General features: G+C 63.6%; 18 protein-coding genes. 4 read left to right on the top strand and 14 right to left on the bottom strand.

Annotated elements, in window-relative coordinates; translation table 11 throughout:
• From FQ705_RS10605 to FQ705_RS10590, 4 genes are read left to right on the top strand one after another with little or no spacing between them, the layout of a single operon-like run.
• Complete coding sequence (locus FQ705_RS10605) at window positions 1-939, top strand: ABC transporter permease subunit (protein WP_144140534.1); 939 nt, start codon at window positions 1-3, stop codon at window positions 937-939.
• A 3-nt stretch (window positions 940-942) separates the two neighbouring features.
• Entirely contained in the window at window positions 943-1,857 is a 915-nt protein-coding gene (locus tag FQ705_RS10600) for an ABC transporter permease (RefSeq protein ID WP_186307823.1), read from the top strand.
• Between the two features lies 1 nt (window position 1,858).
• Window positions 1,859-2,857, top strand: a complete 999-nt coding sequence (locus tag FQ705_RS10595) for an ABC transporter ATP-binding protein (protein WP_144140531.1) — start codon at window positions 1,859-1,861, stop codon at window positions 2,855-2,857.
• Window positions 2,854-3,870 (top strand): ABC transporter ATP-binding protein, encoded by a 1,017-nt coding sequence (locus FQ705_RS10590; protein ID WP_144140529.1) that lies wholly within the window; start codon window positions 2,854-2,856, stop codon window positions 3,868-3,870. The genes FQ705_RS10595 and FQ705_RS10590 overlap by 4 nt, the downstream gene beginning before the upstream one ends.
• Window positions 3,871-4,089: 219 nt before the next feature.
• Here FQ705_RS10590 and FQ705_RS10585 read toward each other — a convergent pair whose 3' ends face one another.
• From FQ705_RS10585 to FQ705_RS10520, 14 genes are all read right to left on the bottom strand, one after another.
• A complete protein-coding gene (locus FQ705_RS10585; RefSeq protein ID WP_144140527.1) occupies window positions 4,090-4,389 on the bottom strand; it encodes a hypothetical protein in 300 nt (99 codons plus the stop codon).
• Between the two features lie 67 nt (window positions 4,390-4,456).
• Window positions 4,457-5,392 carry a 2-dehydropantoate 2-reductase gene (gene panE / locus FQ705_RS10580; protein ID WP_144140525.1) on the bottom strand — a complete coding sequence of 312 codons (936 nt, stop codon included), beginning with the start codon at window positions 5,390-5,392 and terminating at the stop codon, window positions 4,457-4,459.
• A gap of 224 nt (window positions 5,393-5,616) precedes the next feature.
• Window positions 5,617-6,582, bottom strand: coding sequence for a nucleoside hydrolase (locus tag FQ705_RS10575; RefSeq protein ID WP_144140523.1), 966 nt, complete (start codon window positions 6,580-6,582; stop codon window positions 5,617-5,619).
• Window positions 6,579-6,968: a cytidine deaminase gene (locus FQ705_RS10570; RefSeq protein ID WP_144140520.1), complete on the bottom strand. Its 390-nt coding sequence runs from the start codon at window positions 6,966-6,968 to the stop codon at window positions 6,579-6,581. Before FQ705_RS10570 ends, FQ705_RS10575 begins: the two co-directional genes overlap by 4 nt.
• Before the next feature lie 15 nt (window positions 6,969-6,983).
• Window positions 6,984-8,261: a NupC/NupG family nucleoside CNT transporter gene (locus tag FQ705_RS10565; RefSeq protein WP_144140518.1), complete on the bottom strand. Its 1,278-nt coding sequence runs from the start codon at window positions 8,259-8,261 to the stop codon at window positions 6,984-6,986.
• A 167-nt stretch (window positions 8,262-8,428) separates the two neighbouring features.
• Window positions 8,429-9,616: a thiolase family protein gene (locus FQ705_RS10560; RefSeq protein ID WP_144140516.1), complete on the bottom strand. Its 1,188-nt coding sequence runs from the start codon at window positions 9,614-9,616 to the stop codon at window positions 8,429-8,431.
• A gap of 75 nt (window positions 9,617-9,691) precedes the next feature.
• Window positions 9,692-11,125 (bottom strand): efflux transporter outer membrane subunit, encoded by a 1,434-nt coding sequence (locus tag FQ705_RS10555; RefSeq protein ID WP_144140514.1) that lies wholly within the window; start codon window positions 11,123-11,125, stop codon window positions 9,692-9,694.
• A gap of 10 nt (window positions 11,126-11,135) precedes the next feature.
• The gene (locus FQ705_RS10550; protein ID WP_144140512.1) at window positions 11,136-12,707 is read right to left on the bottom strand and encodes a DHA2 family efflux MFS transporter permease subunit; all 1,572 of its coding nucleotides are present in this window, start codon (window positions 12,705-12,707) and stop codon (window positions 11,136-11,138) included.
• 7 nt (window positions 12,708-12,714) lie between these two features.
• Entirely contained in the window at window positions 12,715-13,812 is a 1,098-nt protein-coding gene (locus tag FQ705_RS10545) for an HlyD family secretion protein (RefSeq protein WP_186307822.1), read from the bottom strand.
• Window positions 13,813-13,904: 92 nt separating this feature from the next.
• On the bottom strand, window positions 13,905-14,321 hold the full coding sequence (locus tag FQ705_RS10540) for a MarR family winged helix-turn-helix transcriptional regulator (protein WP_144140510.1): 417 nt from the start codon (window positions 14,319-14,321) through the stop codon (window positions 13,905-13,907).
• Window positions 14,322-14,400: 79 nt separating this feature from the next.
• Complete coding sequence (locus FQ705_RS10535) at window positions 14,401-14,823, bottom strand: MarR family winged helix-turn-helix transcriptional regulator (protein ID WP_144140508.1); 423 nt, start codon at window positions 14,821-14,823, stop codon at window positions 14,401-14,403.
• 178 nt (window positions 14,824-15,001) lie between these two features.
• Window positions 15,002-15,961: a formimidoylglutamase gene (hutG, locus tag FQ705_RS10530; RefSeq protein WP_144140506.1), complete on the bottom strand. Its 960-nt coding sequence runs from the start codon at window positions 15,959-15,961 to the stop codon at window positions 15,002-15,004.
• Window positions 15,958-16,734: an amino acid ABC transporter ATP-binding protein gene (locus tag FQ705_RS10525; protein ID WP_144140504.1), complete on the bottom strand. Its 777-nt coding sequence runs from the start codon at window positions 16,732-16,734 to the stop codon at window positions 15,958-15,960. The genes hutG and FQ705_RS10525 overlap by 4 nt, the downstream gene beginning before the upstream one ends.
• Window positions 16,731-17,399, bottom strand: coding sequence for an amino acid ABC transporter permease (locus FQ705_RS10520; protein WP_144140502.1), 669 nt, complete (start codon window positions 17,397-17,399; stop codon window positions 16,731-16,733). The genes FQ705_RS10525 and FQ705_RS10520 overlap by 4 nt, the downstream gene beginning before the upstream one ends.
• Window positions 17,400-17,404 lie beyond the last annotated feature (5 nt).

The following is a 17,404-nucleotide window of genomic DNA, read 5'->3' as shown; positions in this document are numbered from 1 at the left end:
ATGCTGGCTTATACGCTGCGCCGCACGCTCTGGGCGATCCCGACGATTCTCGCCGTGATCACCGCGTGCTATCTGCTGCTGCATCTCACCCCGGGCGGTCCGTTCGACACGGAGAAACACCTGTCGGCGGCCGTGCTCGCGAACCTCAACGCCAAATATCATCTCGACGAGCCGTTGTGGCTGCAGTACCTGCATTACCTCGGCTCGCTGCTGCACGGCGACCTCGGGCCGTCGTTCCGCTATGCCGACTGGAGCGTCAACGATCTGGTCTGGAAAGCGCTGCCGGTGAGCCTCGGCGTGGGCGGCGTGTCGGTGCCGATCGCGCTCGTGATCGGCGTCACGCTCGGCACGTTGGCCGCGGTGCGGCGTGACCGCTTCATCGATCACTTCGTGATGGTGCTCGGCAATATCGGCAACGTGGTCCCGCCGTTCGTGCTGGGACCCGTGCTGGTGTGGGTCTTCGCGATCCTGCTGAAAACGTCAGAAGGACGCGGCTGGCTGCCCGCCGGCGGTTGGGGCGACGGCGAGTGGCGCTATCGCGTGCTGCCGATCGTGCTGCTCGTGATCATCAACGTGGCCGGCATTGCGCGTGTGATGCGCGGCAGCATGATCGAAGTGCTGTCGGGCAACTTCATCCGCACCGCGCGCGCCAAGGGCTTGCCGGGCCGCACGATCGTGCTGCGTCACGCGATGAAGCCGGCGCTGATGCCGGTCGTCTCGCTGCTCGGCTCGATCTGTATTTCGTCGATCACCGCGGCGATCGTCACCGAATCGGTGTTCGCGCTGCCGGGTCTCGGCCAGCTGGTCGTCAACGGCGCCATCAATCGCGACTACACGCTCGTGCTCGGCCTCGTCGTGCTGACGACCGCCGTCGCCGTACTGTTCAATCTGCTGGTCGATCTGGCGTACGCCTGGCTCGATCCGCGCATCCGGTACTGATCCATGCCCCGCTCTATTCAATCGACTGTCGCGGCGCTCGATCCGCTCGCGGCCATCGCGACAGCGCCGCGTTCGCGCGGCCCGCTCGCCACGGCCGCCGCGCGCTTCGTGCGCAATCGCGCGGCTTTTGCCAGTCTCATCGTGCTGCTCGTGATTGTGATCGCCTGCGTGGCGGGTCCGTGGTTTCTGCCGAACAATCCTATCGACAGCGACTGGAGCGCGATCAGTCTCGCACCCACGCTCGTGAACATGCACTGGTTCGGCACCGATGAACTCGGCCGCGACCTGCTCGCGCGCACGCTGCAGGGCGGCCGCGTGTCGCTCGAAGTCGGCTTGCTGGGCACGTTGGTGTCGGGACTGATCGGCGTCGCGTACGGCGCGACCGCCGGTTATCTGGGCGGCCGCGTGGACGCAGTGATGATGCGCATCGTCGACATGATGTACGCGATCCCCTACATGTTGATCGCCATCCTGATGATGACGATGTTCGGCCGCGCCTTCTATCTGGTCGTGCTGACCATCAGCGCGTTCTCATGGCTCGACATGGCGCGCGTGGTGCGCGGTCAGACGCTGTCACTGCGTTCGCGCGAGTTCATCGACGCCGCCCGTGCAATCGGCGTAAGTTCGCGCTCGATCATCGCGCGCCATATCGTGCCGAATCTGTTCGGCGTGGTCGTCGTGTATGCGAGCGTGACGGTGCCCAATATCGTGCTGACGGAATCGGTACTGTCGTTTCTCGGCCTCGGCGTGCAGGAACCGATGACGAGCTGGGGCGTGCTGATTCAGGACGGCGCGCAGAAGCTCGATTCGATGGCCTGGCTGCTGCTTTGCCCCGCTGTGATGCTGTGCGTGACGCTGTATGCCGTGAATTTCGTCGGCGACGGCTTGCGCGACGCATTCGATCCGAAGGACCGCTGACATGCCGCTACTCGAAGTCAAAGACCTCAGCGTGCGCTTTACGCGTCGCGAAGGCGCCCCCGTCGACGCGGTGCAAGGCGTGTCGTTCTCACTGGAGGCGGGCCGCACGCTCGGTATCGTCGGCGAATCGGGCTCGGGCAAAAGCCAGACGGTGATGGCGCTGCTCGGTCTGCTCGCCGGCAACGGCAAGGTGTCGGGCTCGGCGACCTATCGTGGCGAAAACCTGCTGACGATGAACGAAGCGGCGCTGAACAAGATTCGCGGCGACCGTATCGGCATGATCTTCCAGGATCCGATGACCTCGCTCAATCCGTTCCTCACGATCGAGCGGCAGATGACCGAGACACTGCAACTGCACCGCAAGATGTCGCGCCGCGAAGCGCGCCGCCGCGCGGTGGAGACGCTCGAAGCGGTGCGTATTCCCGACGCCGCGCGTCGCATCACCATGTATCCGCACGAGTTTTCCGGCGGCATGCGCCAGCGCGTGATGATCGCAATGGCGCTGCTCTCCGAGCCCGAAATCCTGATCGCCGACGAGCCCACCACCGCGCTCGACGTGACCGTGCAGGCGCAGATCATCGAATTGCTGCGCGAACTGAACCGCGAGCGCGGCACCGCGATCATTCTGATCACGCACGACATGGGCGTCGTCGCTGGCTTATGCGACGACGTGATGGTGATGTACGCCGGCCAGACCGTCGAACAGGCCAGCGCGACCGCGCTATTCGCCGCGCCGACGCATCCGTACACGCTCGGCTTGCTGAACGCCCTGCCGCGCCTGAGCGACGATGACGACGACCGGCCCCTGCAAACCATTCCCGGCAACCCGCCACTGCCCGGCGAAGTCGGCGCGGGCTGCGCCTTCGCGCCGCGCTGCGCATTCAGCGACGAGCGCTGTCGCGAGTCGCGCCCGGCGCTCGTCGCCGAACAGGATGATCCGGACGCGTTGCGCGCCTGCTTCCGGCCGGTGGGTGCAATCCTCGAGGCTCAACACGTATGAACGCCCTTCCTATCGCTAATCAGGACGCCGCCACGTTGCTGTCGGTCGAGAATCTCAAGGTGCAATTCGGCGTGCCGCGCGGCGGCTATCCGTGGTCCGGCAAAGCCACGTTGCGCGCTGTGGACGGCGTGTCGTTCAACGTGCGGCGCGGCGAAACCGTGGGGCTCGTCGGCGAATCGGGTTGCGGCAAGTCCACGCTCGCGCGCGCTATCGTCGGGCTCGCGCCGGTGGCGAGCGGCAGTGTGCGCTGGCTCGGCGACGAAACCGTCCTGCCCAGCGCGCGTCGCGACACCTCGCACTTGCGCCGCGATGTACAGATGATTTTCCAGGACCCGCTCGCCTCGCTCGACCCGCGCATGACGATCGAACAGATCGTCGCCGAACCCCTCCTGACGCACGGCCAGAAGATCGCGCGCGCGGACGTGCAACGGCGCGTGCTCACCATGCTGGAACGCGTCGGCCTGAATGCGCAGCATCTGCGCCGCTATCCGCACGAGTTCTCGGGTGGCCAGTGTCAGCGCGTCGGGATTGCGCGCGCGCTGATCGGCGAGCCGCAACTGGTGATCTGCGACGAGCCGGTGTCCGCACTCGACGTGTCGATCCAGGCGCAGATCGTCAATCTGCTGCGCGATCTGCAACGCGAACTGTCGCTCTCGCTGCTGTTCGTCGCGCACGATCTCGCGGTCGTCAAGGCGATCAGCCACCGCGTGCTGGTGATGTACCTGGGACGCGTGATGGAATTCGGCGACAAGCGCGAGGTATATGGCACGCCGCGTCATCCGTACACGCGCGCCTTGCTGTCCGCCGTGCCGGTGCCCGATCCGGCGGTGGAGCGTGCGCGCCGCCATCTGTTGCTGCGCGGTGAGATTGCTTCGCCGTTGAATCCGCCTTCCGGCTGCGCGTTTCGCACGCGCTGTCCGGATGCGATCGATGCGTGCGCCGCGGAAATTCCCCAGCCGGTCACGCACGGCACGAGCGCGACGCGGGTGGCGTGTATTCGCGTCTCGCCCTGACCACGCTGGGGGCGTCGCGTCAGTGCTCACGACGTGACGCCTGCCTCGTTCAGTTTTCGCCGACGATGCGCTCAGTGGTCATCGCACGCGACAAGCCATGCATGGGCCGACGAATCGTCAGATCGAGCGTTAAGCGTCTGCGTGCTTGTTAAGGAACGCGCGCCCGGCTGTTGCAAGGCGCGCGTTTTTTGATGGACTTCAGATTGCCGGATCGGTGCCTCAAAAGAGCAGCGACACCGCCACCGCGAGCCAGATCGCCAGTACGCCGGCGAGAAACAGATGGCGCGCCACGCGAATGCGCGCGTCGTTCGTTTCCGGCTCGACGGGGCTGGTCGCCATCCACGGCACGAGCCCGAGGCAACCGAAACCGATCAGGGCGATCACCACCACCATGTGGTCGGCGACCCGCCATTTGGTCGGCTCGTACATGCCCCAATAGCCGAGAAAAACGATGCCGATCGAGAAGATGGTGGCCGACGCGCTGCTCAGCGCGGGCACCGATCCGGTTGGACTCGGCATGCTTCACCTCCGATCGTTAGGCCATCGCGGCTCGACCCTCGCGCCCTTGCCTAGCTACAGCAATCTTTCAGGACGTGCGGGCCTGCCTCGCTTCATACGTCTTCAGATGACTATAGGCGATGCGCAGCAACGACAATCCGTGCTCGCCCTTTTGTGCGTCGCCGCCACGCGAAATCAGATCGCCGAGAATGTGATCGGCCTCGGTATGCGAGTGGTTTTCCACGTCGCGCAGCATCGACGCCGTGAGCGGCGACGGCGTGAAGAGCGTTTGCGTGGCGCGGGCATCGAAGTCCGGGCCCATCGTGAAGCCCTTGTTCTCCGCCACCGCCCGGCACTCGCCGAGCAGGTTCTCGATCACACGCTTGCCATCCGGCGCAGCCAGAATATCGCCGACGGAACCCCGCATCAAGCACGTGCTGGCCGCTAGTGTGGCAAGGAACACCCACTTCTCCCACATGCGCAGCAGAATGTTGTCGCTGACCGTGGCATCGAAATTCGCCGACGACAACACCGCTTCGATCGCCGCGATACGTTCCGAGGTGCCGCCCGCGAGTTCGCCGAACGTGACGGCGTGCATCTCGTTCAGATGGACGATGTGCTGCTCGGCGTTGAGCGTGGCGGCGATCACGCATTGACCGCCCAGCACGCGCGCCGCGCCGAACTTTTCCGTGAGCACGTCGATATGGCGCATGCCGTTGAGCAACGGCAGGATCACCGTCGATTCGCCGACCAGCGGTGCAAAGGAATCGATGGCGTCGTCGAGACTGTAGGCCTTGCAACTGAGGAGCACGAGGTCGAAGGGCTCGGTGTCGACGCCCGCGAGAATCGTCCTGGGTTCGCTCAGCGTGAGATCGCCGCGTGCGCTGCTGATCACGAGTCCGTCGCGCTTGAGCCTGTCGGCGCGGCCCGGACGCACGAGGAAGGTCACGTCCTGACCCGCTGCCGCGAGACGCCCGCCGAAGTAGCCGCCTACGGCGCCCGCCCCTACTACTAGAATTCGCATCTTTCGCCTCTCGATAGATTTCGGTCGCCCACGGCGCGCCAGTGAAGAGAAGCTTCAGGGACGCTCACGCAGTGCGTGTGCAGAATGTAGCAAAGATTGACGATCGGCATCGTCCGCGATTGCGTGGCGCAGCGTGTTGCAATGCCCCCCGTATGGCTTATGTCAGAACAATCGTCGCGCCGAAGGCGCAAGCGCAGTGCGTGTTGCCCTGCGCCTCGCCCGCTTCAAAGCGTGCCGCACAAAGTGTTTTCATAAAGCGCCAGCATGCCCGGCACATCCACGCCCAGGCAGACCTTGCACTCGGGACGATCGTCCCACTCCGGCGCAGGCACCGGCATGGTGGACGGCTTCTGGATGGTTTGACCGATCGCAATGCCTTCGGTCACCACCCGCACGGGACCGCTGCGCGTCGTGTAAAGCTCGGGCGCGAGCAGGTAAGCGACCGCCGACGAATCGTGCACGTAGATACCCGCGAGTTGCGCGCTCTGTTCGTGAAACGCTTCGTAGTGCCGCGACACTTCCCAGACGAACTGCCCCGCGTGGCCCGCGCGATCGCGCAGCGAGGCCAGATACTCGTGGCTCATGATGGTGGGCTGCGTCACGTCCAGACCGACGATCGCCACTGGCCACGCCGCGCCGAGCACGATATCGGCGGCATGCGGATCGCCGAGGATATTGGCCTCCGCGGCCGGCGTGACGTTGCCGAGGACGCCGTCCGTGCCGAACGCGCCGCCCATGATCACCACCTGTTTGACCAGCGTCGCGATCTGCGGATCTTCCGCCAGCGCCAACGCAAGGTTGGTCAGCGGGCCGACGGCGATCAGCGTGACCTCACCGGGATGCGCACGCACCGTGTCGACGATGAAACGATGCGCGGAACGCGGATCGAGTTCCGCTTCGTCCGTCATATCCAGCGCGATATTGCCAAGACCGTTGTCACCATGAATCCACGCGAGCGGGTCCGGCGCGGTGCGTTCGAGCGGCGCCGCCGCACCCTGCGCGACCGGCACGCCCGCGACAAAACGGCCGGCCAGAAAGCGCGCATTGCGCGTGGTCGTCTCGATTGTCGCGTTGCCGAAAACGCTCGTCAGACCGAGCAGTTCGATATCCGGATGCAAGGCCTGAAACACCAGCGCCATTGCATCGTCCACACCAGGGTCGGTGTCGTAGATGACCTTGTGCTTGCTCATAGATAGAACGCGTCCGGCAGTTGTTCGCGCGCCGTCGTATCGCGCGCCGCGCCATGCAGGTTGCCGAGGCGAATCGGCAATTCCGGCCCACCCAGTTCGATGATCACCTGACGGCACGCGCCACACGGCGCAATCGGGCCGTCCGTATCGCCGATCACGGCGAGCGCGGCAAACTGGTCGCGCTGATAGCCCGCGGCGATCGCGCTGAAAAACGCGGTCCGTTCGGCGCAATTACACAAGCCGTACGAGGCATTCTCGACATTGCAGCCGTCGAATACCCGACCGTCTCTGGTCAGCAGCGCCGCGCCGACTTTGAACTTCGAATAAGGCGCATAGGCCTTTTCTCGCGCGACACCGGCGCGTTCCAGCAGTTGTTCCATGTTCATGCAGCGATCCTCGATTCAATTCAGCGTAACGAACATGCCCGCAATCGTGGCGCTCATCAGGTTCGAGAGCGTTGCGGCGAGCACGACACGCAGGCCGTAGCGCGCGACTTCGGCGCGGCGTTCCGGGGCGACGGCGCTGAAGCCGCCCGTCAGCACCGCGATCGACGCAAAGTTCGCGAAGCCGCATAACGCAAACGACAGAATAGCAATGGTACGCGGATCGAGCGCGTGCAGGCCGGCCGCCGTTACGCTCGCCGCATCTTTCAGATAGGGCGAGAGCGATGCATACGCGACGAACTCGTTGAGGATGATCTTCTGGCCGAGAAAATTGCCGGCGATCGCCGCCTCGTTCCAGGGCACGCCGATCAGATACGCGAGTGGGGCGAACACGGTGCCGAGCACCGACTGCATCGATAGTTGCGGATGGCCGAACCAGCCGCCGATGCCACCCACGATGCCGTTGAGCAACGCGATCAACCCGACGAAGGCGATCAGCATCGCCCCGACCATCACGGCGATTTTGAGGCCGACGGTCGCGCCCGAGCTGGCCGCTTCGATGACGTTGGCGGGACGCTTCTCGTCGAAATTGAGGTTCTCGAGATGCACGCGGCTCGGCTCGGTGGAAGGATGAATGATCTTCGCGAACAGCAAGCCGCCCGGCACGGCCATGAACGACGCGGCGAGCAGATAGTCGATCCGCACGCCGAGCCCGGCGTAACCCGCCAGCACCGAGCCGGCCACCGCCGCCATGCCGCTCGACATCACCGCGAACAGTTCGGCGCCGGTCATGTCGCGCGTGAATGGTTTGACCACGGCGGGCATTTCGCTCTGCCCGAGAAAAATGGTGGTCACCGCCGAAAACGATTCGAGCTTCGATACCCCGAGCAGCTTCTGGAACAGCGTGCCGAGCACGATCACGATCCAGCGCATCACGCCAACGTAGTACAGCACGGAAATCAGCGCGGTCACGAAGATGATCGCGGGGAGCACGCGCACGGCGAACACGAAACCGCCGTCGCCGAAGAGCTCGAACATTTTCGACTGCACGAGGCCGCCGAACAGAAACTCGATGCCGGCATTGCCATAGCCGAGCACGTGATTCACGCCGGAGGCGGCGCCCGACAGGATCGACTTGCCCAGCGGCACGAACAGAATGAAGGCGCCGATCCCGATCTGCGCGAGCAAGGCGCTGATGACGGTGCGCATCCGGATGGCGCGGCGATTGGTCGAGAAGATAAAGGCGATCAGCAGCAATACGGCAATGCCAAGGATGTTCCGGGCGATCAGTGCCATGTCTCATGATGTCGTTGTGAAAGTGGCAATGATGCTAAACGAAACTGAAGCCGCTGCAAAAGCTTTAAATGGAAGGCGGCTTCGCCAAGGCAGAAGAATGATTCGCGATTGATGCGTGACGCATTCGGGCGCCACGCATCGCCGAGACCGACAAGCCGCAGTTTCGCTTAAAGCATTTCCAATGCCAACGCGATTCCCTGGCCGCCGCCAATACACAGCGTGACGATGCCCCGCTTCAAACCATCGCGGCGCATCGAATGGATGAGGCGGGTTGTCAGCACGGCACCGGTTGCGCCGATCGGGTGACCATGTGCGATGGCGCCGCCTTGTACATTGATCAACTCATCGGCAATACCGAGCCTGCGCGCCACTGCGATCGGCACCGCCGCAAACGCCTCGTTGATCTCGAAGCGCTCGACCTCCGCCAATTGCCAACCGGCGCGTGCCAGGGCCATCTGCACGGCGGGCACGGGGCCGAGGCCGAACATGCCCGGCTCGACCGCCGCCACGCCGCACGCCACCAGGCGCGCGAACGGTTCGATGCCGCGCGCCTCGGCGAAACCGCGTTCAGCGACCAGCATCGCAGCCGCGCCGCTGTTCAGCCCCGGCGCGTTGCCCGCGGTAATGGTGCCGTCCGGGCGGAACGCGGGCCGTAATTTGGCCAGCGTTTCGAAGGTGGTGTCCGGACGCGGCTGCTCGTCGCGCGTAAAGTGCAGCGAACCTTTGCGCCCCGGCGTCTCGACCGCGATCAGTTCGGCCGCGAACTCGCCCCGCTCCTGCGCTTCGACAAACCGCTGTTGCGAGCGCGCGGCCCAACGGTCCTGGGTTTCACGCGTGATGTCGAACTGGCTCACGAGGTCTTCGGTATGCCAGCCGGAATGTTCGCCTGAAAACGCGTCGTTCAGACCGTCGCGCAACAGGCTGTCGTGGAGTTGCGCATTGCCCATCCGATTACCCCAGCGGCCGTTGTCGAGCAGATACGGCGCGCGGTCCATGTTCTCCATGCCACCCGCAACCGCGGCGTCGCCGAATCCCAGCCAGATTTCCTGCGCCGCCGAAGCAATGGCCTGCGCACCCGACCCGCACACGCGATTCACCGTCAACGCGGGCACCGCTACCGGCACGCCGCCGCCGATCGAGGCCTGCCGCGCGGGGTTCATCTTGTTGCCTGCCTGAATCACGTTACCCATCACCACGGACGACAGCGCGGCCGCATCGAGTCCGCTGCGGCGCAGCGTCTCGCGCACGGCAACTGCGCCGAGCCCGGTTGCCGGCACTTCTTTCAGCGACCCGCCGAATGCGCCGATCGGCGTTCTCACCGGATTGCAGATCACTACGTCTCGTTTGCCCGTCATCGTTTCTCTCCAGTTGAGTCAACACTGCTTGCGCGGCCTGACCGGCCGCGGCATCGATATCGGCATCGACGCCGATCAGTTGTTCGCCGATACCGCCGTGACCGTTTCAGGCACATCCCAGCCGCCGCCAAGCGACCGGTACAAAGCCACCGCCGAGAGCGCGTGCTCGCGTTTGGCCTGATTCAACGACTCCGAATCGCGCAGATACGCTTCCTGCGCGGCGAGCACATCGAGGAAGCTGGACGCGCCGTTCTTGTACAGCTCCGTCGACAGATGCAGCGCATGGTTCGACGCATCGAGCGCGCCGCCCAGACGTTGCACCTGCACGTCCCCGCTCACCAGATCGCTACGGTTGTCCTCGATTTCCTTGAGCGCCTGCAACATGGTCTGCTGCAGGCCGAGTTGCGATTCGCGCATGCGGCTCTCGCTCGCGTCGATATTCGCGGTGATGCGGCCGGCGTTGAAGATCGGGCTCGTCGCGCTCAATGCGGCGCTAAAAAGATTGTCGGTGAGCGTCGGCAACCCGACATAAGAAGCGGCGAGCAAACCGTCGGCAAGATTGATCTTGAACTGCGGGTAGCGCTGCGCTTTCGACACGCCGACTTCCGCGGCGCGTTGTTCAACCGTTGCGTAAGCCGTGCGCACATCGGGCCGCTGCAACAACGCCTCCGATGGCAGTATCTGCGGCACGCTTTGCGCGGGCACCGGAATCTCGCGGGCATTGGCGAGCAATAAAGCGTCGACGCTTTCCGGCGTGCGGCCCGAATACACCGCGATCAGACTCAACTGATGCTGCACCGCCGACTGCACCCGCGGAATTTGCGACTGCAGATCTTCCAGCTGGTTCTGCGCACGCGCGACGTCGAGTTGCGTGGACAACCCATAGTGCAAACGCTCCTGCGTGAGCTTCAAGGCACGGGCGCGAATCTGCTCGTTGTCGTTGAGGATCTGCAATTGCGATTGCGCCCAGCGCAGATCGATATACGCGGCCGCCGTGTTGGCCGCGAGCGCGAGCCGCACCTGGTTCAATGCCGCTTGACGACCCGACACCTGCGCCTGCGCGACCAGCACGGCAAGACGCTCGCCACCGAACACATCGGGCGTCCAGCTCGCCGTCACGCCGACACCGGCCTGACGCACGTAGCCGAGCGGCGGCGGCGCGTTCTGACGCGAGTCGGAAGCGGTAGCGCCGGCGTCCAGCTCGGGTAACAAGGCCGAGCGGTTCTGCGTCACCAGATCCTGCGCCTGCTTGACGCGTTCCACGGCCGCCTGCACGTCCAGATTGCTGGTCAGCACGGATTCGACGAGCTGGTGCATGACCGGGTCGCCAAACTGCGTCCACCAAGTGTTGGCGTTGACGCTGTCCTGCGGCGCGTCGACGCTCCACTGCGTCGGCGCGACCGTCGTGACCGTTTTCGACAAATCGGCGTGTGTCGCCGGTTGCACCGCGCACGCTGCGAGCGTCAGCAATGCGGCGCTCGCCAGTACCTTGATAAGCATCGGTTTCATGTTGAGTTCCTCAATGGGCATCGGGAGGCGGCGCGGTGTTGCCGAACGGACGCGAGAACGCCACGCTCAGCAAGCCCACCAGAAAACACAGCGACAGGGCGAGAAAGGTGTCGGAGAAAGTCAGCACGAGCGCTTCGCGCATCAGCAGCGCATGCAGCGAGCCGAGCCCGGCATTGGCCGCATTCAACGCATCGCCGCCGACGGCCGCGAAATGCGCCGCTTGTTGCTGCAGAATCGATTCGACCGCCGGCCGACCCGCGCTCAGATGTTCATCGAGACGTTCGTAATGCAGGTTCAAACGATCGTTGAGCATCGTGCTGCTCACGGCAATACCGATTGCGCCGCCGAGATTACGCATCAGGTTGAACAGTCCGCTTGCGGAGCGCAGCCTCGACATCGGCAGCGAGCCGAGCGCCATCGTTACGATCGGTGGAATACAGAACTGCTGACCGATACCGCGCAACGCCTGCGGGATCAGCAACTCCTGCCAGCCCCACTGATTGGTCAGCGGCACGTAGAGGTAACAGCCGACACCGAACAGCACCAGACCAAACACCAGCAGTACGCGCATGTCGATAAAACGCGCGACCAGCGAATACGCCACCATCGCGATCAGCTGGAAACAACCGACGGACAGCAACGCCACGCCGATCTGCAACGAATCGAAGCCACGCACTCGGGACAGGAATACCGGCGTCAGGAACACCGCGCAGAAAATCCCGATGCCGGTGATGAACGACAGCAGACTACCGATACCGAAGTTGCGGATCGCCAAGGCGCGCAAGTCGACAATCGGTTCTTTTGCCGTGAACGCGCGCACCATGAACAGGAAAAAACAGATCGCCGACACCCACGTGCAGAAGACGATCACGTCGTCGCCGAACCAGTTCTTGCGCGGGCCTTCTTCGAGCACGTATTCGAGGCAACCGAGAAAGCCGGACATCAGCAGGATGCCGAGGTAATCGCCCGATTTCAGCAGCTTCAGATCGACTTTGTCGAAGTGCACGTACTTGGGCACCATTACCGTCACGACGAGGCCGGGCACCAGATTCAGATAGAACAGCCAGTGCCACGACCATTGCGACGTGATCCATCCGCCGATGACGGGGCCGATGGTCGGCGCGAGCGTGGCGAGCGCGCTGATCGTGGTGGACGCAATCAGGCGCTGCTTGCCGGGGAAAAGCACGAACGCCGTGGTGAACACCGTCGGGATCATCGCGGCGCCGAGCGCGCCTTGCAAACCGCGAAACAGGATCATCGAGTTGATGTCCCACGCGAGACCGCACAACATGCTGGTGATCGTGAAGCCGAGTGCCGAGAATGCGAACACCCAGCGCGTCGAGAACACGCGGGTCAGCCAGCCGGACATCGGAATCACCAGAATTTCGGCGATCAGGTACGAGGTCTGCACCCACGAGAGTTCGTCCTGACTCGCGGACAAGCCGCCACCGATATCCTTGAGCGACGACGCCACGATCTGGATATCGAGCGTCGCCATGAAAAACCCGAGGCACATCAAGGTGAACGCCAGGACTTTGGTGCGTGTCGGCAAGTCGGCGGGATTGGCGAGAACTTCAGTCATGATCGGCTCAGTCGTGCGCCGGCGAGGCCGCGTCGAGATGCACCTTCACGGTAGCCGAGAGACCGGGGCGCAGCACGCCTTGCAGGTCCTTCGGCACGTCGAGACGGACACGCACCGGCACACGCTGCACGATCTTCGTGAAGTTGCCGGTGGCGTTCTCTGCGGGCAATACGCTGAAGGTGGCGCCCGTGGCCGGCGCGAGGCTTTCCACTATGCCGCGCATCGGCTTGCTCGAGGCGTCGAGATCGACGTCGACGCGGTCGCCGACCTGCATCTTCTTCAACTGGTCTTCCTTGAAATTCGCGTCGATCCACAACCCGCTCGCGGGTACCACCGTCAGCAACGAGACGCCGACATTCGCCAGCAGACCTACGCGCGCCGTGCGGTTACCGACATAGCCGTCGATCGGCGAGCGAATCGTCGTGTACTCGACGTTCAATGCCGCCACACGTTGTGCGGCCTGGGCGGTGGCGATGCGCGCCTCGGCGTCGCCGATCTGCGCGTCGAGCACGGCAATCTGACGCTGCGCCGCCGTCAGCGCCGCACTGCTGCGATCCACGGCAGCGTGTGCCTTGGTGAGATCGGCGTCCGCCTTTTCGACGACCTGGCTCGACACCGCGTCGTCCTTCACCAGTTCGCGGTAACGGGTTTGATCGGCCGCACTGCGCGTCAACTCGGCACCGGAGGCACGCACTTCGGCGGCCTGCTCGTTGATGGTGGCAAGCTGCAGGGATTTCTTCGCTTGCAACTCGGTCACGGCGGCCTGCGCGCTCTGTACTTCCGCGCTGGCTTGCGCGAGGCGTGCGTCGTAGTCGCGTGCATCGAGCCGGATCAACACCTGATTAGCGTGAACAAACTGGTTGTCCTGCACGAGCACGTCCGTCACGAAACCATTCACCTTGGGCGCCATGACAGTGACATCGCCGCCGACATAGGCGTCGTCGGTCGTCTCGACGAAGCGCCCGACGAAAAACCAGTACGAGATGGCAAGTGCCAGCACGACCAGCACCGTGATGACCGCCAGCAGCATCCACGGAATGCGGCGCGCCGGTGCGGCGGTCTGCGCCGCGCTCGGCGGTGCGATAGTCGAAGGGGTAGTGGACATGGTATCGATATGTGCGTATGCACTCGCTAAGTTGAAAAAAACGGCGCGTCGCGCCTGTCGTCTATTGTCAGATGTCGACTCTGGCTTCGAGCTCAATCCTGCGTCATGGCAAACAGTTCGCTACGAAGCGCAGCCGCGCGCCGTTCGCCAAACCGGTGTTCGAATTCCGCTTGTGCCGCATGCCAGTGTGCGCGTCCGGCTTCCAGGCGTGTCGCGCCGGCCGGCGTAATTTCAATCGACAACGCACGCGGGTCCGCTCCCGGCGCATCGCTTCGCACCAGGCCATTACGGCGCAGCGGCTGGATCGTGCGGACCAGGGTCGTGCGTTCCATGCGCATGGCTTCGGCAAGTTGCTTCATCGTCAATGGCCCCGTGCGCTTCACGCGGCCTAGCAACGAGAACTGCGTGATGGTGAGTCCAACATTCGCCAGGTGGCGGTCGTAAATCTGCGAGACATAACGCGCGGCCTGGCGGATCGCAAAGCAGTCGTCGTCGAATAGCCTTTCCATCTCAGCGCCTCTTCATCTATAAGTGCATACGCACATTGATAGCTGCGGCAAAAGCCGTTGGAGCGATTGCCTGCTTTAATTAACCGGTGATGCCAAACAATTCGGCGCGCAAGGTTTTGGCGCGCCCGCGCCCGAACTGTGCTTCGAATTCATCTTGCGCGGCACGCCAAGCGATGGCCGCCTGATCGAAGGTTGCTTCGCCCTTCTCCGTAAGACTGAACAGGAAGGTGCGGCCGTCGTGCTCAGCAGACTCCGCGACGACCAGACCGTCGCGCTGCAAGGGCTTCATGGCGCGGACCAGCGTGGTGCGCTCCATCACCATGGCGTCCGCAAGGTCGACCATGGGCAGATTGGGCGTGCGCGCGAGCTTGGCGAGAATCGTGAACTGCGCCGCCGTCAAACCCACGCCGCCCAGATGGCGTTCGTAGATTTGCGTGACGTGCCGTGCCGCCTGGCGCAGCGCGAAGCAGTTACATTCATCGTAGGAGAGAGGACGGTTCATAATGCGAAGTCTAGATGTGCATACACACAGCGTCAAGTTTAGTTGTGAACCACAGTGTTGCGCGAAGCATACCCAATCGTTTCCCGGCGAAGGCAACCGCCAAAAAAACGGCTCGCCGGACTACTACTCCGGCGAGCCGTTTTTTCATCCATGCGCTAAACGATACGAATGGCGTGCGTTAAAGCAACCGGTAAGCCAGCCGCGCTGCAACCCGCGCCGTGCGCTTGTCCTGATCGAGCGATGGGTTGTACTCCGCGATATCCGCCACGCGCAACTTGCCGGACGCGCGGATGCGCTGCACCATCGCTTCGACCACCAGCAAGGGCACGCCCAACGCAGCGGGTGAAGACACGCCGGGTGCGGTGGCGCCGGGCAGAACGTCGAGGTCGATAGTCAGATAGACGTCGTCGACTGCGTCCAGCTTTTGCTGAAGTTCGCGCAGATGACGCGGCAGGAGCGCCTCCTGCATGTCGACGTCGAGCACGTAATGCACGCCGAGCCGTTCCGCATGAGCAAACAGCGAAGCGGTATTGCCCAGATCGCTGACGCCGTAGCAAACGTAGTTGAACGGCACGCTACGTTCGGCGCAGTCGTTCGCGATCTGATCGAACGGCGTGCCTGAATTCACCGGACGCTTCTGGCGCAGATCGAAGTGCGCGTCGAAGTTGATGATCAGTAACTTGCGCGTGCCCGGTGCGGCCGCATTGGTGCGGGACTGATGCAAGCGCAAACCGCTATACGTCCCCCATGCAACCTCATGGCCGCCGCCGAATACGATCGGTCGCGCGCCTGCAGTCAGCACGTCGCAGACCACCTCGGCGAGTTCCTTCTGCGCGGTTTCGAGGTCGCCGTCGTCGCAAACCACGTCGCCCGCATCGGCAAGCGACGCCATCGACAGCCTCGCCGGCAAGCCCGCCAACGCGCGCCGCAACTCTTTAGGCGCGTGCGCAGCGCCGACACGACCCTGATTGCGACGCACACCTTCGTCAGAGCCGAAACCGACGATCACCGGCGTGTCGCCACGCGTCTCCAGGGCATCGCCGAACGGCACAACCTGGTTGAATACGCGTCGCGTATCGCCAGGCTCGCCGTCGTCGCAGCGGCCGGCCCAGACCTTCTCATCGAATGGAACTCTCATGCGCGCGACAGCACCGCCTGCAGGAACGCCTGTGTGCGCGGCTGCTTCGGCGCCGAAAAGATCTCGGCGGGCGGCCCCGCTTCGACGATCGCGCCGCCGTCCATCACCACCACCACGTCGGCCACTTCTTTTGCAAAGCCCATTTCGTGCGTGACGACCACCATCGTCATACCTTCGCTTGCCAGCAGTTTCATCACCTGCAGGACTTCGCCGACCAGTTCGGGATCGAGTGCGGAAGTCGGCTCGTCGAACAACATCACGCGCGGTTGCATCGCGAGTGCGCGAGCAATCGCCACGCGTTGTTTCTGACCGCCGGACAAACTCGCCGGCATCACGTCCGCCTTATGCGCAAGTCCGACCTTTTCCAGCAGCGCCATGGCGGCCGCTTCGGCTTCCGGTTTGCTGGCGCCGCGCAGCATGCGCGGTCCGACGGTAATGTTATGCAGCACCGACAGATGCGGGAACAGATTGAACGACTGAAACACCATGCCCACTTCCGTGCGCAGCGCGTTGAGGGAACGCTCCTTGAGCATTGCGCCCTGATCGACCAGCCGATGCCCGCAGATATCGATGGTGCCGCCTTCCGCCTGCTCAAGTCCGTTGCAGCAGCGCAAAAACGTACTCTTTCCCGAACCGCTCGGCCCGATCACCACCACCACCTGCTGCGGCTGGATATCGAAGTCGATACCGTTCAGCACGGTATGCGTGCCGAACGATTTGGTCAGCCCGCGAATGCTGACGATCGGCTGATTGATGTTGGCCACTGTATTCATTGCACCATCCCTCCCGCACGCAAACGACGCTCCACACGATGCAGCGCGTAATTGGTCGCCTGCGTCAACACCAGATACACCAGCGCGATGGCCAGATACACTTCGAGCGAGCGGTACGACACGCTGATGATTTTCTGACCTTCATGCATCAGATCGTCGATCGTCAGCAACGACACCAGCGCCGAGTTCTTGATCAATGCGATGAATTCGTTGCCGAGCGGCGGAATCATCCGCACGATGGCCTGCGGCAAAATGATCGCGCGCATGGCCTGGCCCGACGACATGCCGATCGAGCGCGCCGCCTCCATCTGCCCGCGATCCACCGATTGAATCGCACCTCGCACGATCTCCGACACATACGCCGCCGAATACAGACCGAGCCCGAGCATGCCGCACACGAACGCCGGCAGCAGAATGCCGAATTGCGGCAAGCCGAAAAACAGCAGGAACAGTTGCACGAGCAACGGCGTGCCGCGGAAAAACGTCAAATACGCGGTGCACAGGCCATATACGATGCGCCGCTGCGGCGTGAGCCGGCCGATACCGATCAGCAGACCCAGCACGCAACTGAGCGCGAGCGAGGCGGCGGTCACTTCGACCGTCACCAGGGCGCCATGCATGATGTCCGGCAAGCCGGCAATCACAGGCGAAAAATCGAGTTCCATTTCGT

Origin of the sequence: Paraburkholderia sp. BCC1884, assembly GCF_900996225.1 — a bacterium.
Lineage (GTDB): Bacteria > Pseudomonadota > Gammaproteobacteria > Burkholderiales > Burkholderiaceae > Paraburkholderia.
Note: the sequence above shows the minus strand (reverse complement) of the source record. Positions and strands in the feature narration are given on the sequence as shown.

Excerpts from the sequence above, each read along its gene's own strand:
- FQ705_RS10605 (WP_144140534.1), top strand. The coding sequence starts at position 1 with ATGCTGGCTTATACGCTGCGCCGCACGCTCTGGGCGATCCCGACGATT.
- FQ705_RS10600 (WP_186307823.1), top strand. The coding sequence starts at position 943 with ATGCCCCGCTCTATTCAATCGACTGTCGCGGCGCTCGATCCGCTCGCG.
- FQ705_RS10595 (WP_144140531.1), top strand. The coding sequence starts at position 1,859 with ATGCCGCTACTCGAAGTCAAAGACCTCAGCGTGCGCTTTACGCGTCGC.
- FQ705_RS10590 (WP_144140529.1), top strand. The coding sequence starts at position 2,854 with ATGAACGCCCTTCCTATCGCTAATCAGGACGCCGCCACGTTGCTGTCG.
- FQ705_RS10585 (WP_144140527.1), bottom strand. The coding sequence starts at position 4,389 with ATGCCGAGTCCAACCGGATCGGTGCCCGCGCTGAGCAGCGCGTCGGCC.
- panE (WP_144140525.1), bottom strand. The coding sequence starts at position 5,392 with ATGCGAATTCTAGTAGTAGGGGCGGGCGCCGTAGGCGGCTACTTCGGC.
- FQ705_RS10575 (WP_144140523.1), bottom strand. The coding sequence starts at position 6,582 with ATGAGCAAGCACAAGGTCATCTACGACACCGACCCTGGTGTGGACGAT.
- FQ705_RS10570 (WP_144140520.1), bottom strand. The coding sequence starts at position 6,968 with ATGAACATGGAACAACTGCTGGAACGCGCCGGTGTCGCGCGAGAAAAG.
- FQ705_RS10565 (WP_144140518.1), bottom strand. The coding sequence starts at position 8,261 with ATGGCACTGATCGCCCGGAACATCCTTGGCATTGCCGTATTGCTGCTG.
- FQ705_RS10560 (WP_144140516.1), bottom strand. The coding sequence starts at position 9,616 with ATGACGGGCAAACGAGACGTAGTGATCTGCAATCCGGTGAGAACGCCG.
- FQ705_RS10555 (WP_144140514.1), bottom strand. The coding sequence starts at position 11,125 with ATGAAACCGATGCTTATCAAGGTACTGGCGAGCGCCGCATTGCTGACG.
- FQ705_RS10550 (WP_144140512.1), bottom strand. The coding sequence starts at position 12,707 with ATGACTGAAGTTCTCGCCAATCCCGCCGACTTGCCGACACGCACCAAA.
- FQ705_RS10545 (WP_186307822.1), bottom strand. The coding sequence starts at position 13,812 with ATGTCCACTACCCCTTCGACTATCGCACCGCCGAGCGCGGCGCAGACC.
- FQ705_RS10540 (WP_144140510.1), bottom strand. The coding sequence starts at position 14,321 with ATGGAAAGGCTATTCGACGACGACTGCTTTGCGATCCGCCAGGCCGCG.
- FQ705_RS10535 (WP_144140508.1), bottom strand. The coding sequence starts at position 14,823 with ATGAACCGTCCTCTCTCCTACGATGAATGTAACTGCTTCGCGCTGCGC.
- hutG (WP_144140506.1), bottom strand. The coding sequence starts at position 15,961 with ATGAGAGTTCCATTCGATGAGAAGGTCTGGGCCGGCCGCTGCGACGAC.
- FQ705_RS10525 (WP_144140504.1), bottom strand. The coding sequence starts at position 16,734 with ATGAATACAGTGGCCAACATCAATCAGCCGATCGTCAGCATTCGCGGG.
- FQ705_RS10520 (WP_144140502.1), bottom strand. The coding sequence starts at position 17,399 with ATGGAACTCGATTTTTCGCCTGTGATTGCCGGCTTGCCGGACATCATG.